The sequence below is a fragment of the Micromonospora sp. RP3T genome (assembly GCF_003027925.1).
In the GTDB taxonomy this organism is placed as follows: domain Bacteria; phylum Actinomycetota; class Actinomycetes; order Mycobacteriales; family Micromonosporaceae; genus Micromonospora.
Genome location: NZ_PYPS01000001.1, coordinates 280,121 through 294,603, shown reverse-complemented (window position 1 = coordinate 294,603; position 14,483 = coordinate 280,121). Strand labels below are relative to the sequence as shown.

Here is a 14,483-nt window from a genome sequence, read left to right as displayed (position 1 = left end):
GGGGTGGACGACCTGCCGCCTGTCGGATTCCAGGGGGAGCCACCCGTGTCACCAGCCGAGACGCTGCTCGACGACGCCCTCGCGGCGGCGCGCGGCACCGACGTACCCGCCGCCGAGCGCGCCCTGGACCGGCTGGTGGTGGGCGACGGCGCGGCGGTGGACGCGGCACTGCTCGCCCGGCTCTCCCGCGCCGTCGGGCGGCTCTGGCCGCGCGGCTGGCAGCCGGTCGACGTGGACCGGCTCGCCACCCGCCGGCTGACCGCGCGCGGTGCCCGGCTGCTGCGCGACACGCTGGCCGCCCAGCGGCGCGCGCTGCCCGCACCGGTGCCGGCCTGGTTCGACGAGCAGCTCACCGACCTGGACGCTCGCTGGGACGCCGACGCGGGCTGGCTGGACCGCCGCGCCGACGGCGACCGGATCACCGCGTTGCGGGACGCGGTCGACGCGCTGGTGCTTGTCGAGTCGCTGCCGCCGATCGCGGTGCTCCGGCCACCGCCCGGCGCCCCCGCCGTCCCGCTCGCCGCCGTGCCGCCCACCGGTTCCCGGATGCTCGACCGGGTACGCGCGCTGCTGGCCAAGGCCGAGTCGAGCGGCTACCCGGCCGAGGCGGAGGCGTTCACCGCCAAGGCGCAGGAGCTGATGGCCCGGCACAGCATCGACGCGGCGCTGCTCGCCGCCACCGCCGAGCGGCCCGACCGGCCGGGCGGGATGCGCCTCGGCGCCGACGCCCCGTACGCGGCGGCGAAGGCGCTGCTGATCCAGGAGGTGGCGGCGGCGAACCGGTGCGAGTCGGTCTGGTCCGACGACCTGGGCTTCGCCACCGTGCTCGGGTTCCCGGCCGACCTGGCCGCGGTGGAGCTGCTGCACACGTCGCTGCTGGTGCAGGCCACCGCCGCGATGCTGCGCGGACGCGGCGAGCGCAGTGGGCGCGGCAAGGGCGGCGGCCGGCGTACGAAGGGTTACGACGAGTCGTTCCTCAACGCGTTCGCGCTGCGGATCGGGGAGCGGCTGCGGGCGGCCAGCACGGCGGCGGCCGAGGAACACGCCGACGACCGGCTGCTGCCGGTGCTGGCGGCCCGGTCGGACGCCGTCCGGGAACGCGCCGACCAGCTCTTTCCCGGCACCACCCGGCACCGGCTCCAGGTGCGCGACACGGAGGGGTGGAGTTCCGGCACCACCGCCGCCGACCGCGCCTCGCTGGACGCCGGCCCTCGCCCCACGCCCCGCCCCCTACGCGGCCCACGCTGACCGACGCTGCAAGCGGGGCGCTTGTGGAAGTTCACCGTCGAGCGTCCGCCGGACGTGCCACCCGTCGCAGACCTCCCACATGGTAGGTCACTCTTCTCGCATGTCGAGAGTAGAGAGATCTTGGAAGCCACGTGCCCCTCCAGGGGCCACTTCGCTCCAAGATCTCCCACTGTCTCCACCTTGCCGGGTTGTTCGCTTGTCCGACCAGGTTTCGGCTGGCAGCATGATCTCCGCTGAAGTCCAGGAGAGCTGACCACGCCGACCCGACCACCCCATTACCGGCGCGTCGCCGATGACATCGAGGCCAAGATCCGGTCGGGCGAGTATGCGCCGGGCCAACAACCGCCCTCGGTCTCCGAGATCGGTGAGTTGTACAACGTCGCCCGCTCGACGTCCTACCGGGCGGTGAAGGAACTGCACGCCCGAAACCTGATCTACGGCCAGCAGGGTCAGGGCGTCTTCGTCGCCGAGCCCGAACAACTTCCCACCCCTCCCCATGACGCGACGTGTCGGATCGGGCCGGCCGGCTCCGACCCGTCCGTGAGGCGCCGCCGACGGTGGCCCGTACCCGAGGAGTGGACCGTGAAGTACATGCTGCTGATCTGGAACCGGCCCGGCTTCGCCGACGAGCTGACCGAGGCGGAGCGCACCGCGATCTTCGGCGAGGTCGACGTGATCATGAAGGCGCTGACCGAGTCCGGTGAGCTGGTCGGCGGGGAGGCGCTGGCCGACCCGTCGCAGACCCGGACCGTACGCCCGGCGGGCGGCGGCGCGGAGATCACCGACGGCCCGTTCGTGGAGAGCAAGGAGCAGTTCGCCGGCTATCTGACGGTCGACTGCGAGACGCCGGAGCGGGCCGTCGAGATCGCCGCGAGCTGGCCGGACGTGCGGCTCGGCTTCGGCGTGCTGGAGGTGCGCGCGGTGATGGAGCAGGCCGGGACGGAGATGTGACCTCCCGGGCGGTCGAGGACCTGCTGCGAACACTCGCGCCGCAGGTCCTCGGCGTGCTCGTCCGCCGGCACGGCCAGTTCTACGCCTGCGAGGACGCGGTCCAGGAGGCGCTGCTCGCCGCCGCCACCGGGTGGCCGGCGCGGGGCGTGCCGGAGCATCCCCGCGCCTGGCTGGTCACCGTGGCCACCCGCCGGCTCACCGACGAGTGGCGCAGCGAACACGCCCGCCGGGCGCGCGAGGTCGCGGTGGCGGTCCGGCAGCCGGCGTACGCGGCGGTCGCCCCGCCCGCCGACGAGGAACCGCCGAGCCGGGACGACACGTTACGGCTGCTGTTCCTCTGCTGCCATCCGGCGCTGCCGGTCAACGCCCAGGTGGCGCTCACGCTGCGCGCGGTGGGCGGGTTGAGCACCGCCGAGATCGCGCGGGCGTACCTGGTGCCGGAGGCGACGATGAGCCAGCGGATCCGCCGCGCCAAGCAGCGGATCGAGGCGGCCGGGGCACGCTTCACGCTCCCGTCGGGCGCCGACCGGGACGAACGGCTGGGCGCGGTGCTGCGCGTGCTCTACCTGATCTTCAACGAGGGCTACACCGCGTCCAGCGGGGAGGCGCTGCACCGGGTCGAGCTGACCGGCGAGGCGCTCCGGCTGGCCCGGGAGCTGCACCGGCTGCTGCCGGACCAGGGCGAGGTGGCCGGGTTGCTGGCGCTGATGCTGCTCACCGACGCGCACCGGGCCGCCCGGACCGGACCGGACGGGGAGCTGGTGCCGCTGGCCGAACAGGACCGCACCCGCTGGGACACCACTGCCGTGGCGGAGGGGATCGCGCTGGTGACCGACGCGTTGACCTGGTCGGCGCCCGGCCCGTACCAGGTGCAGGCCGCCATCGCCGCGGTGCACGCGGAGGCGCCCACCGCCGCGACCACGGACTGGCCGCAGATCGTGGCGCTCTACCGGGTACTGGCCCGGCTCGCGCCCAACCCGATGGTCACGCTCAACCAGGCCGTCGCGGTGGCCATGGTGGACGGCCCCCGGGCCGGCCTGGCGCTGCTCGCGCCGCTGCACGCCGACGACCGGACCGCCGGCCACCACCGACTCGCCGCCGTCCGCGCCCACCTGCTCGAACTGGCCGGTGACCGGGCGGACGCCCGGACCGCCTACCTGGCCGCCGCCCGGGCCACCACCAGCCTGCCCGAGCGGCGTCACCTGGAGGGACGCGCCGCGCGGCTGGCCGCCGAGCGATGAGTTCCGCCGACCCGGCGGGTCCACCCCTCATGGGAGAGGTCACCAGTCAACTGTCGATGTCGCTGGACGGGTACGTGGCCGCGCCGGATCAGAGCGTGCAGGATCCGCTCGGGCAGGGCGGCCTGCGGCTGCACGAGTGGGCGTTCGCCACCGAGAGCTGGCGCGCGCAGCACGCCCTCACCGGCGGGGAACGCAACGTCGACGCCGAGGTGGTCGAGGAGATGACCGCCGGCGTCGGGGCGTACGTGATGGGCCGGCGCATGTTCGGTGGCGGCGAGGGGCCGTGGGACCGGGCCTGGACCGGGTGGTGGGGTGCCGACCCGCCGTTCCGTACCCCGGTGTTCGTGCTGACCCACCACCCGCGGGCGTCGCTGCTGATGGCCGGCGGTACGGAGTTCCACTTCGTCACCGACGGCGCCGAGGCGGCGCTGGAGCGGGCCCGGGAGGCGGCCGGCGACCGCGACGTCTGTGTGGCCGGTGGCGGCGGCACGGTACGCGGCTACCTGGCGGCGGGTCTGCTCGACTCGCTCTGGCTGCACGTGGTGCCGATCGTGCTGGGCGGCGGCACGCCGCTCTTCGACGGACCGCTGGACGTGGCCCTGACGCCGGAGCGGGTGGTCGCGGGTCCCACCGTCACCCACATCCGCTACCGCGTGCCGCGCTGACCCGGCGTCGGGTCGGCACCACCGTCCCTGGCCACGCAGCACGCCGGGCCGGCCCGAAGGCCGGCCCGGTGGGTGTGCGATCGTACGTCAGCTCTTGAAGGCGTCCTTGATCTTCTCGCCGGCCTGCTTGAGCTTGGCGCCGGCCTGGTCGTTGCGGCCCTCGGCCTCGAGGCGCTCGTTGTCGGTCGCCCGGCCGACGCCCTCCTTGACCTTGCCCGCGGTGTCCTGGGAAGCGTTGTCGATCTTGTCGTCGAGACCCATCGGAACCTCCAGCTCAACAGTTGCGTGACGACAACGAGTTACCCAGCCGGTCGCCCGCCCAACCATGCCGGTGCCCGGCGTCACCCGATCGGGCGAAAGCGCCGCAGCCGCAGGCTGTTCGCCACCACGAACACCGACGAGAAGGCCATCGCCGCGCCGGCGAGCATCGGGTTGAGCAGCCCGGCGGCGGCCAGCGGCAGCGCGGCCACGTTGTAGGCGAACGCCCAGAACAGGTTGCCCTTGATGATCGCCAACGTGCGGCGGGAGAGCCGGATGGCGTCCGCCGCGGCCAGCAGGTCGCCCCGCACCAGCGTCAGGTCGGCGGCCTCGATGGCCACGTCGGTGCCGGTGCCCATGGCCAGCCCGAGATCGGCGCGGGCCAGCGCGGCGGCGTCGTTGACCCCGTCCCCGACCATGGCCACCACCCGGCCCTCGCCCTGGAGCCGCTCCACCACGGCCACCTTGTCGGCGGGCAGCACCTCCGCGATCACCTCGTCGATGCCCACCTCGGCGGCCACCGCCCCGGCCACGGTGGCGTTGTCGCCGGTGAGCAGCACCGGGGTGAGCCCCAGGCCGCGCAGCCGGTCGACCGCCGCCCGGCTGGTCGGCTTCACCGCGTCGGCCACCGCGAGCACGCCTCGAGCCCGCCCGTCCCAGCCGGCCAGGACCGCCGTGCGGCCGGCGGCCTCCGCGCCGGTCGCGGCCCGCACGACCTCCTCGGGTACGTCGAGACCGCGCTCCCGCAGCAGTCGGAGCCGCCCGACCACCACGCTCCGGCCGTCGACCGTGCCGGTCACGCCGAGCCCCTCGGCGTTCGCGAAGTCACCGACGGCGGGCGTCGGCCCGGCCTTGGCCGCACCCTCGGCGACCGCCCGCGCGATCGGGTGCTCGGAGGCCGCCTCCAGTGCGCCGGCCAGCCGGAGCAGCTCGCCGGCGTCCTCGCCGGCGGCGGGCAGCACCTCGGCCAGCGTCATCCGGCCGGTGGTGACGGTGCCGGTCTTGTCCAGCACCACGGTGTCCACCCGGCGGGTGGACTCCAGCACCTCCGGCCCCTTGATCAGCACGCCGAGCTGCGCGCCGCGCCCGGTGCCGACCAGCAGCGCGGTCGGGGTGGCCAGGCCGAGCGCGCACGGGCACGCGATGATCAGCACGGCCACGGCGGCGGTGAACGCGGCGGTCGGCCCGGCTCCGGTGCCGAGCCACCAGCCCAGCGTGCCGGCGGCCAGGGCGATCACGATCGGCACGAACACGCCGGAGATCCGGTCGGCGAGGCGCTGCACCGCCGCCTTGCCGGTCTGCGCCTGCTCCACCAGCCGGGCCATCTGGGCGAGCTGGGTGTCGCCGCCGATCCGGGTGGCGCGGACCACCAGCCGGCCGCCGGCGTTGACGGTGGCGCCCACCACGGCGTCGCCCGGCCCGACCTCGACCGGCACCGACTCGCCGGTGAGCATGCTGGCGTCGACCGCCGAGGTGCCCTCCTCGACCACGCCGTCGGTGGCGATCTTCTCGCCGGGCCGGACCACGAACCGGTCGGCGACCGCGAGCTGGTCGACCGGGATTCGGACCTCCTGCCCGCCGCGCAGCACCGCCACGTCCTTCGCGCCCAGCTCCAGCAGGGCCCGCAGCGCGGAGCCGGCGGTGCGCTTGGCGCGGGCCTCGAAGTAGCGCCCGGCCAGGATGAAGACGGTCACCCCGGCGGCGGCCTCCAGGTAGATGTTGCCGGCGCCGTCGCCGCGGGTGATGTCGAACCGGAACGGGTGCGTCATCCCGGGCATCCCGGCGTCGCCGAGGAAGAGCGCCCAGAGCGACCAGCCGAACGCGGCCAGCGTGCCGAGCGAGACCAGCGTGTCCATGGTCGCCGCGCCGTGCCGCAGGTTGACCAGCGCGGCCCGGTGGAACGGCAGCCCGCCCCAGACCACCACCGGCGCGGCCAGCGTGAGCGAGGCCCACTGCCAGTGGTCGAACTGCCAGGCCGGCACCATGGCCAGCACGATCACCGGCAGCGTCAGCACCGCCGAGACCCACAGCCGGGTACGCGCCACCCGCAGCTCGTCCACCGGCTCGGCGGCCGTGACCTCCCCGGCGCGGGCGGGCGGCGGCGGCACCTCGGCCGTGTAGCCGGTCTTCTCCACGGTGGCGATCAGGTCGGCCGGCGCGATGTCGTCGGCGTACCGGACGGTGGCCTTCTCGGTGGCGTAGTTCACCGTGGCCTCGACGCCGTCCATCCGGTTGAGCTTCTTCTCGATCCGGGCGGCGCAGGACGCGCAGGTCATGCCGCCGATCGCGAGTTCGATCAGGTTCGGCGCGGTCGGCAGCGTCTTGCCCGTGGTGGTCATCGCGACACCTCCCCGGTCAACTGTGCCCGTGCCCCGGCGTGCCGTGTCCGGCGTCCGGGGTCGGTGCGGTGGTGGGTGCCGGCGCGGGCTGGGCGCCGGCCAGGACGGTGAACTCGGCGGTGTGCACCGCGTCGCCGTGGCGGAAGTCCAGGTAGAGACGGTACGCCCCGGCGGAGGGCACCTCGGCCGCGAACGTGACCGCCGGCCCGGCGGGCGTACGCCCGTCGTCGGGCGTGCCTTCCGGGTGCACGTGCAGGTAGGCCAGGTCGCCCTGGCGCAGCGCCACCAGGTGCCCGTACGCGCCGAGGTAGGGCTGGAGGTCGGTGACCGGGCGACCGTCCCGGCTGACGGTGAGCGTGAGCCGGCTGGTGCGGCCGGGCTCCGGCGTGCCGGCGAGCGTGACCGTGTAGCCGTCGACAGTGGCGGTGGTGGCCGGCGCCGGCAGCGGCCGGGCGGCCAGCGGGCCCGGAACGGTGACGTCGACGCCGAGTGTCAACGGCTCGCCGCCGGTCGGCGTGAAGTCGGCGAACGCCCGCCAGACGCCGGGCCCGGCGAGCGGCGAGGCGACCCGCCAGGTGCCGTCGGCGGCCAGCTCCGGGTGCACGTGCCGGAAGCCGGACAGGTCGCGGCGGGCGACGATCAGGTGCATGCGCCTGTCGTGCGCCACGTCGTAGCGGGTGACCGGTGCGCCGTCCGGGCCGGTGATCCGGAACGCGAACTCGCCGGCCGGGGCGGTGACCGGCTGGAGCGTGTAGCCCCGCTCGGAGACCAGCAGGCCGCCGGGCAGGTCCGCGCCGCCGGCGCTCTCGTCGCCGTGGCCGGGGTCCCCGTCGCCGTGGCCGGCGGCTCCGTGGTCGGTGTCGGTGGTGTCGTGCCGGATCTCGGCGGCCGGGGCGGCGGGACCGGCCACGTGACCGATCCCGTACGCCCCGGCGAACACCGCCGCGAGGCCGAGCGCGAAGCCACTCAGCTTCGTCGCCGTGTGCATGGTGCCTCCTCGGTTCTGCGGGTCCGCGGACCCGTCACGCCCCGGCGAGGTCGTAGCCGGCCTCGTCGACGGCGGCGCGCACGGCGCCCGCGTCCAGTGGTTCCCGGCTGGTGACGGTGACCCGGCCGGTGGCCAGGTCGACCTGGACGTCGGTGACGCCCGGCAGCGCGCTCAGCTCGGTGCTGACCGCGTTGACGCAGTGCCCGCAGGTCATGCCCCGCACCTGGTAGGTGGTGTCCATCTCGCCCTCCGATCAGATACCCCCTGGGGGTACGAGTCGAACGGTATCATACCCCCGAGGGGTACGGTATCCTCGACGCATGACCACGCCGTCCACCCCGGTCCGGGGCTACACCGCCAGCAAGGACCAACTGCTCGCGCGGCTCCGCCGCGTCGAGGGGCAGGTCCGGGGCATCGAGAAGATGGTCGAGGACGACCGTTACTGCATCGACGTGCTGACCCAGATCTCCGCCATCCAGGCCGCGCTGGACAAGGTCGCGCTGGGCCTGCTCGACGGCCATGCCCGGCACTGCATGCACGAGGGCGCCGCCGACGGCCGCGCCGACGAGATGGCGACCGAGATGATGGCCGCCGTGGGCCGCCTCATGAAACGTGGCTGACCCACCCCACCCCACCCCACCCCGCCCCCCTCCCCGTCGATCTTGCGGTTGCGGCCCGCGAAACGCCCTTTTCACGCCGTTCGCCAGGGCCACAACTGCAAGATCGCGCAGGTGGGGTGGCTACCATGGCCCGGCGGCGACCCCGGGCGTGGTCAGGACGCGTCCGCGCCGGCCGGTGGACGACCGGGCCGGTGAACCGGTGCGCCGCGACCCGTAGGGAGAGCCACCGTGGGCGCCGACCACACCCGTCCCGCCCCCGCCGCGCCGCCGCGCGTACGCCGGCTCCTGCTCGCGACCGTGGTGCCGCTCTTCGTGCTCACCGTGCTCGCGGCGCTGGTGCTCTGGCCCCGGGGCGGCGGCCCGGAGCCGGCCGAAGCCGAGAACGTGCCACGCCACCACGGCACGGTGACCCGGGTGGTGACCGAGCCCTGCCCGCCCACGCCGGAGGCTCCCGAGGGTGGCGGCGGCCGGTGCGGCACCGTGACGGTCGCCGCGGAGCAGGGCCCGGACGCCGGCCGGCAGGTCGAGGCGCCGATCCCGGACGGGCCCGGGGCACCACGCGTCGAGGTCGGCGACGAGGTGATCCTGGTCGAGCTGACCGACCCGGCCGACCCGTCGGTGAAGGCCTACAACATCGCCGAGCACCAGCGCGCCACGCCGTTGATCTGGTTGGTGGCGCTCTTCGCCGCCGCGATCGTGGCGTTCGGGCGCTGGCGCGGGCTGGCCGCGTTGGGCGGGCTGGTGGCGAGCTTCGCCATCCTGCTCGGCTTCGTGCTGCCCGGCATCGGCGCCGGCCGGTCCCCGCTGCCGGTGGCGATCGTCGGCGCCGCGCTCATCATGTTCGTGGTGCTCTACCTGACCCACGGGATCACCGCGCAGACGTCGGTGGCGGTGCTCGGCACGCTCGGCAGCCTGGTGGTCACCGGCGTGCTGGGCACGCTCGCCACCGCCGCCACCCACCTGACCGGCTTCGGCAGCGAGGACGCCACCACGCTCTCCATGTTCCAGGGCGGTGTGGACCTGCACGGGCTGCTGCTGGCCGGCATCATCATCGGCTCGCTGGGCGTGCTGGACGACGTCACGGTCACCCAGGCGGCCACCGTCACCGAGCTGGCGCACGCCAACCCCGGCCTGTCCCGGCGGCAGCTCTACCGGGCGGCCACCCGGGTGGGCCGGGCGCACATCGCGTCCACTGTCAACACCATCGTGCTGGCGTACGCGGGCGCCTCGCTGCCGCTGCTGCTCCTGCTGGTGGCCGACTCCCGCCCGGTGAGCGAGATCCTCACCAGCGAGTTCCTGGCCCAGGAGATCGTCCGCAGCGCGGTGGCGACACTCGGTCTGATCGCCGCCGTACCGCTCACCACCGCGCTGGCCGCGGTCGTGGCCACCGCCGGGCGGCACGGGCCGGCGGCCGGGGCGTCGCCGCCACCGCCGGACCGGCCCCCGGCGGCCCGCAGCGAGGCGCTGGAGGCGCTCGGCGGGACGCCGGCCGAACGGTGGCCCGGCCGCCGGGGAAGTACGGATGTCGCATGGTGACACTCCGCAGCGTGACGGCGCGCGTGAAACGCGATGCTGGTCACGCTGGGCAATGTCGAATTCTCGCGATTGGTCGGCTTCCGGGCGTAGATCCCCGGTCGACATCTCGGGTAACCTCGCTGCCGGTCACCGCCGAAGGCGCGCACCCGCGCCTGCGGTGCCGCCGCCCAATCGCCTCCGGGCGAGCCGGGGAACCAGGTACATGGGGTGAATCCGCGTCAGCGGTAGGGGCCGCTTCCGTCCCGAACCCGTCAGCTAACCCGGTCGGCGGCCGACGGAAGGGAACACTGTGACGGCACCCCTGCGCCGCTGCTTGACACCCGTGGTGGCCGTGCTCGCCGCGCTCGCCGTGCTGGTCGGGCCGACCCCGGCGTCGGCGGCCCCGCACACCGCCGCCCCCAACCCCTCCGGGCACTCGGAGGACGACGACCCACCGCTGATCAGCGAGGCCGTCACCGCCGCCAACCGGGCCTACCTCCAGGCCAAGTCCAAGCTGGACACCTCGCGCAAGCGGCAGCTCAAGCTCGCGCTCGAGGTGAAGGCGGCGCAGAACGAGCTCGACGCGCTCAGCCCGCAGGTCACCGAGATCGCCGCGCAGTCCTACCGCACCGGTCGGGTCGGCGCGATGGCGATGCTGCTGGAGAGCGACTCGCCCGACTCGTTCGTCCGCCGGGCCAGCGCCCTGGACGAACTCAACCTGTTCAACGCGCAGCGGCTCGCCGCCATCAACGCGGTGAAGACGCGCGCCGAGCAGGCCAAGCTCGCGCTCGACGCCGAGGTGCGCGAGCAGGAGAAGCAGACGAACGCGATGGCCCGCGAGAAGGTCGAGGCGCAGAAGGCGCTGAAGCTGGTCGGCGGGCTGGACTTCACCGGTGGCCTGGTCTCGGCCACCTCGCCGGTTGCCAAGATCGGCCCCGGCCGCACCGCCGACGGCGGGTGGAGGTCCGAGTCGTGCAGCGAGAACGACCCGACCACCTCCGGCTGCGTGACGCCGCGCACGCTGCACGCGTACAAGGAGGTCAAGCGCGCCGGCTTCAACCGCTTCGTGGGCTGCTACCGCCCCGGCGGGCCGTGGGAGCACCCCAAGGGCAAGGCGTGCGACTGGTCGTTGCAGAACAGCGGCTTCTCGCCGTGGCACAACAACGACACCCGCCGGTACGGCAACGAGGTGGCCGCCTTCCTCATCCGTAACGCCGACCGGTTGGGCATCTACTACGTGATCTGGAACCGGCAGATCTGGTTCCCGGCGACCGGCTGGAGTTCGTACAGCGGTCCCTCGAACCACACCGACCACGTGCACATGTCACTGCTCTGACGCGTACGCGAGAAGGGGCCGCCTCCGGGCGGCCCCTTCCGTGTGTCCGGGGGTGGTCAGCCGGCGAGCGCCGGGTCCGCCGGTGCGGCCGGCGCGGGCACCGGCGCCGAGGACTGCGCCACCGTCCGCACCTCGCCGCCGCTGAGCCGGTACGACATGCCGGCCACCGCGCACGCTCCGACGGCCACCCGCTCGGCGAGCACCGTCGAGCGGGCCAGCAGCGTCTCCACGGTCTGCGCGATGTGGATGTCGATGATGCCGTCGAGGTCGGTGACCTCCTGCCGGGCGGCCCGGAGCAGGCTGGGCGAGACGGCGTCCACCACCGCGCCCAGGTGCCCGGCCGGCGCGGAGCCGGTGCGGACCGCCTCGCGGGCCGCCTGGACCGCGCCGCACGAGTCGTGGCCGAGCACCACCACGAGCGGCGTGCCGAGCACGGTCACCGCGTACTCGACGCTGCCGAGCACCTCGGGGCCGGCGGTGTGCCCGGCGGTACGCACCACGAAGAGGTCGCCGAGACCCCGGTCGAAGATGATCTCGGCGGCGAGCCGGGAGTCGGAGCAGCCGACGATCACCGCGAACGGGTGCTGGCCCTCGGCGACCGCGGCCCGGTGCCCGGCGTCCTGGTTCGGATGCTGCGGCACGCCGGTGACGAACCGGTGGTTACCGGCCCGCAGTTCGGCGAGTGCCTCTTCGGGAGTGCTCGGGATCATCGCTGCTCACCTTGTCCTCGGGCGGAACGACCAGGCCGGCCGGCGGCGGTGTCGGCCTCGCGACCCACAGTCACACGGGACCGAAGGCACGTCAAGATTTCGTGATACGCATTTCAGGCGTCATGACGCGACCCGCTCCGGTTCCGGCTGTCTGCCCGGAACGCCATACGATGACCACCATGGCGACCACACCAGGCGAGGACGGGAGCCGCCGGCACTGGACCTTCCTCACCAACCACGGGCACGTGCTGCTGGCCATCGCGCGCAACCCCACCGCGCGGCTGCGGGACGTGGCGGACGAGGTGGGCGTCACCGAGCGGGCGGCCCAGGCGATCGTCGCCGACCTGGAGGCGGGCGGCTACCTCCACCGCACCCGGGTGGGTCGGCGCAACGAGTACACGATCAACCCGAACGGCCGCTTCCGGCACCCCGCCGAGGCCGACCAGCAGGTCGGGGCGTTGCTCGACCTCTTCGCCGACGAACCGGCGGCCACCGACGCCACCCCCGAGCGTTGACCGCGACCGGGCGGCCGTCCGCGCCCGCACGCGACCGGCCACGACGGTAATCTCACCGCGTGCGCGACAGCTTGCGGCCGGGCCGGACGGGACGTGCCCGGGCCGGCCACCGGGTCAGCTCCGTCCTGTCCGGAGCGGCGGTGGCCGCCCTCGTCGCCGGCACGGCGGCGGTGCCCGCCCCGGCGGTGGCGGCGCCGAAGTGCGGGCCCACCGGCGGCCCGGCCCCCACCGAGGCGCCCTGGGCGCTGAGCCGGCTCGACCCGGCCGCCGCCTGGCGGGTCGGCAAGGGGCGGGGCGTCACCGTCGCGGTCGTCGACTCCGGCGTCTCACCGAGCCACCCGTTGCTGCGCGACCGGGTGCTGCCCGGCGAGGACTTCAACCGGCTGGTCCACCTGCGCGGGCAGTGCGACCTGGTCGGGCACGGCACCATGGTGGCCGGCATCATCGCCGGCCGGGAGGGCAGCGGTACGCCCTACACCGGCATCGCGCCGGAGGCCAGGATCCTGCCGCTGCGGGTGCTGGCGGAGAACAAGGAGAACTTCGACCCGGACGTGCCGGGTGAGATCGGCCGGGCGATCCGCTGGGCGGTCGACCACGACGCCGACGTGATCAACCTGTCCCTGGTCACGCTGGACGACCCGGCGTTGAGGTCGGCGGTCGCCCACGCGCTCGACAAGGGCGTGGTGGTGGTCGCCTCGGCCGGCAACCGGCAGGAGAACCGGGAGGACCGGCCGGCCTACCCGGCGGCGTACCCGGGGGTCATCGCGGTGGCCGGCATCGACGAGCAGGGCGGGCACGTCGGCAGCTCGGTCAGCGCGGACTACGTGGACATCGCCGGCCCCGGGCTGAACATCGTCGGCCCCGCGCCGCAGGGTCCGGGCTACCGGGCCGAGCCGCAGGGCGGGACGAGTTTCGCCACCGCGTACGTCTCCGGGGCGGCGGCCCTGGTGCGCGCCGCGTACCCGGACATCAGCCCGGACCAGGTGGCCTACCGACTGACCCGCACCGCGGACAACCCGCCCGAGGGCCACAACCCGCAGGTCGGCTACGGGATGGTCAATCCCTACCGGGCGGTGACCAGCCTGCTGGGCACCCGGAGCGACCCGCCGCTGGGCGCGCTGCCGCCGCCCGCCCCGCGTACCGACCCGCTGGCCCGGCAGCGCACCGCGGCGGTCTGGGTCGCCGTGGTCGGCATGCTGCTGGCCGGCGTACTGATGACGGTGCGCCCGATCCTGGTGCGCGGCCGGCGACGCGGATGGCGCCCCGGCCGGCGCGACGTCCCACGCGACGCCTGACGCGCGACCGGCCGGCGACGCGGATAGCCCCCGGGCCGGGCGGACCGGGCCGGAGCGGAGCCGAGCCGAGCCGGAACCGAGCCGCGGGGCCCGGAACACGGCACGGCTCCGCCCCGACGCGAGCCGGGGCGGAGCCGTGCCGGACCGGTCGAGGTCAGTTGCCCCAGACCTTGGAGTTGCTCATCTCCGTGGTCATGTAGTTCTCGCGCGCGATGCCCACCGCGCCGCCGATCTCGTTGAGGACCTTGTTGATGTCCCGCACGGCGGCATCCCACTGGGCCTGGTGCTGCTGGTAGGCGGCCCGGTCCTGGCCCTCCCACTCGAGCTTGGTCAGCATGGCCCGCAGCGTGTCCAGCTTCTCGTCGATGGTCCGCGAGATGGCCTGCATCTGCTGGTTGCTGCTCTCGAGGACGGCGTAGTCAACCTTGATGCTCATCGATTCCCCCTCTGCCTGTCTGCGCGGATCACGGGTTGAGCGCAGCGTGGAACTTGTCCAGCATCTGCTGCTGCTCCTCGTCGTTGACCTGGTGCGTCGTGCCGGACTTGTCGAGCAGGTCAGCGATGTTGTCCATCGCCGTGAGCAGCTTGTTCGTGTCCTCGGTCCAGCGGGTCATCAGGCCCTGGAAGCCCGTGGAAGCCTGCCCCTTCCAGGCCATGGCCAGGTCGTCGACCACGTTCCACAGCTTCTTGAGCTCACCGTCGACATCGCTGCGCGTGGACCGCACGTCACTCGCGGCGGTGTGCAGACTCGCTGCACTGACCTCGAACGCCATGCTTCACACCCTTCCGTCATCTTGTGGCG

Annotated in this window: 16 protein-coding genes, 1 pseudogene and 1 riboswitch; of the genes and pseudogenes, 10 read left to right on the top strand and 7 right to left on the bottom strand. The window is 74.2% G+C overall.

Annotation, left to right across the window (positions count from 1 at the left end; translation table 11 throughout):
• Nucleotides 1–45 precede the first annotated feature (45 nt).
• The 5 genes and pseudogenes from C8054_RS01430 to C8054_RS01415 all read left to right on the top strand — a co-directional run bounded on the left by C8054_RS01430 (nucleotide 46) and on the right by C8054_RS01415 (nucleotide 4,105).
• Nucleotides 46–1,248, top strand: a complete 1,203-nt coding sequence (locus tag C8054_RS01430; protein WP_107154825.1) for a DUF2786 domain-containing protein — start codon at nucleotides 46–48, stop codon at nucleotides 1,246–1,248.
• 249 nt (nucleotides 1,249–1,497) lie between these two features.
• A pseudogene (locus C8054_RS33035) lies at nucleotides 1,498–1,701 on the top strand (GntR family transcriptional regulator); the annotation flags it as partial.
• A 138-nt stretch (nucleotides 1,702–1,839) separates the two neighbouring features.
• Nucleotides 1,840–2,199 carry a YciI family protein gene (locus tag C8054_RS31635; protein WP_233219438.1) on the top strand — a complete coding sequence of 120 codons (360 nt, stop codon included), beginning with the start codon at nucleotides 1,840–1,842 and terminating at the stop codon, nucleotides 2,197–2,199.
• A complete protein-coding gene (locus C8054_RS01420) occupies nucleotides 2,196–3,440 on the top strand; it encodes an RNA polymerase sigma factor (RefSeq protein WP_107154823.1) in 1,245 nt (414 codons plus the stop codon). The genes C8054_RS31635 and C8054_RS01420 overlap by 4 nt, the downstream gene beginning before the upstream one ends.
• Nucleotides 3,441–3,469: 29 nt before the next feature.
• Nucleotides 3,470–4,105, top strand: coding sequence for a dihydrofolate reductase family protein (locus C8054_RS01415; RefSeq protein ID WP_107154822.1), 636 nt, complete (start codon nucleotides 3,470–3,472; stop codon nucleotides 4,103–4,105).
• A gap of 87 nt (nucleotides 4,106–4,192) precedes the next feature.
• Here C8054_RS01415 and C8054_RS01410 read toward each other — a convergent pair whose 3' ends face one another.
• The 4 genes from C8054_RS01410 to C8054_RS01395 form a co-directional block, all read right to left on the bottom strand.
• A complete protein-coding gene (locus tag C8054_RS01410) occupies nucleotides 4,193–4,366 on the bottom strand; it encodes a CsbD family protein (protein ID WP_013283784.1) in 174 nt (57 codons plus the stop codon).
• 80 nt (nucleotides 4,367–4,446) lie between these two features.
• Nucleotides 4,447–6,702, bottom strand: a complete 2,256-nt coding sequence (locus tag C8054_RS01405) for a cation-translocating P-type ATPase (RefSeq protein WP_107154821.1) — start codon at nucleotides 6,700–6,702, stop codon at nucleotides 4,447–4,449.
• A gap of 16 nt (nucleotides 6,703–6,718) precedes the next feature.
• Nucleotides 6,719–7,690 carry a hypothetical protein gene (locus C8054_RS01400; RefSeq protein WP_107154820.1) on the bottom strand — a complete coding sequence of 324 codons (972 nt, stop codon included), beginning with the start codon at nucleotides 7,688–7,690 and terminating at the stop codon, nucleotides 6,719–6,721.
• Between the two features lie 34 nt (nucleotides 7,691–7,724).
• Nucleotides 7,725–7,931 carry a heavy-metal-associated domain-containing protein gene (locus C8054_RS01395; protein ID WP_107154819.1) on the bottom strand — a complete coding sequence of 69 codons (207 nt, stop codon included), beginning with the start codon at nucleotides 7,929–7,931 and terminating at the stop codon, nucleotides 7,725–7,727.
• 79 nt (nucleotides 7,932–8,010) lie between these two features.
• On the opposite strand from C8054_RS01395, the gene C8054_RS01390 reads away from it, so the two are divergent.
• The 3 genes from C8054_RS01390 to C8054_RS01380 all read left to right on the top strand — a co-directional run bounded on the left by C8054_RS01390 (nucleotide 8,011) and on the right by C8054_RS01380 (nucleotide 11,161).
• Complete coding sequence (locus C8054_RS01390) at nucleotides 8,011–8,310, top strand: metal-sensitive transcriptional regulator (RefSeq protein ID WP_107154818.1); 300 nt, start codon at nucleotides 8,011–8,013, stop codon at nucleotides 8,308–8,310.
• 228 nt (nucleotides 8,311–8,538) lie between these two features.
• Nucleotides 8,539–9,846, top strand: coding sequence for a YibE/F family protein (locus tag C8054_RS01385; protein WP_107154817.1), 1,308 nt, complete (start codon nucleotides 8,539–8,541; stop codon nucleotides 9,844–9,846).
• 154 nt (nucleotides 9,847–10,000) lie between these two features.
• A riboswitch (cyclic di-AMP (ydaO/yuaA leader) is annotated at nucleotides 10,001–10,132 on the top strand.
• 3 nt (nucleotides 10,133–10,135) lie between these two features.
• Nucleotides 10,136–11,161 (top strand): hypothetical protein, encoded by a 1,026-nt coding sequence (locus C8054_RS01380; RefSeq protein WP_107154816.1) that lies wholly within the window; start codon nucleotides 10,136–10,138, stop codon nucleotides 11,159–11,161.
• A gap of 56 nt (nucleotides 11,162–11,217) precedes the next feature.
• Here C8054_RS01380 and C8054_RS01375 read toward each other — a convergent pair whose 3' ends face one another.
• The gene (locus tag C8054_RS01375) at nucleotides 11,218–11,871 is read right to left on the bottom strand and encodes a carbonic anhydrase (protein ID WP_107154815.1); all 654 of its coding nucleotides are present in this window, start codon (nucleotides 11,869–11,871) and stop codon (nucleotides 11,218–11,220) included.
• A 170-nt stretch (nucleotides 11,872–12,041) separates the two neighbouring features.
• Here C8054_RS01375 and C8054_RS01370 point away from each other — a divergent pair, with 170 nt between their 5' ends.
• Together C8054_RS01370 and mycP are read left to right on the top strand one after the other, a co-directional pair.
• Complete coding sequence (locus tag C8054_RS01370) at nucleotides 12,042–12,386, top strand: helix-turn-helix domain-containing protein (RefSeq protein WP_107154814.1); 345 nt, start codon at nucleotides 12,042–12,044, stop codon at nucleotides 12,384–12,386.
• Nucleotides 12,387–12,445: 59 nt separating this feature from the next.
• Nucleotides 12,446–13,681: a type VII secretion-associated serine protease mycosin gene (gene mycP / locus C8054_RS01365; RefSeq protein WP_233219416.1), complete on the top strand. Its 1,236-nt coding sequence runs from the start codon at nucleotides 12,446–12,448 to the stop codon at nucleotides 13,679–13,681.
• A 154-nt stretch (nucleotides 13,682–13,835) separates the two neighbouring features.
• Here mycP and C8054_RS01360 read toward each other — a convergent pair whose 3' ends face one another.
• The gene (locus C8054_RS01360; RefSeq protein WP_013283773.1) at nucleotides 13,836–14,117 is read right to left on the bottom strand and encodes a WXG100 family type VII secretion target; all 282 of its coding nucleotides are present in this window, start codon (nucleotides 14,115–14,117) and stop codon (nucleotides 13,836–13,838) included.
• 28 nt (nucleotides 14,118–14,145) lie between these two features.
• The gene (locus C8054_RS01355; RefSeq protein WP_107154813.1) at nucleotides 14,146–14,454 is read right to left on the bottom strand and encodes a WXG100 family type VII secretion target; all 309 of its coding nucleotides are present in this window, start codon (nucleotides 14,452–14,454) and stop codon (nucleotides 14,146–14,148) included.
• Nucleotides 14,455–14,483: the final 29 nt, after the last annotated feature.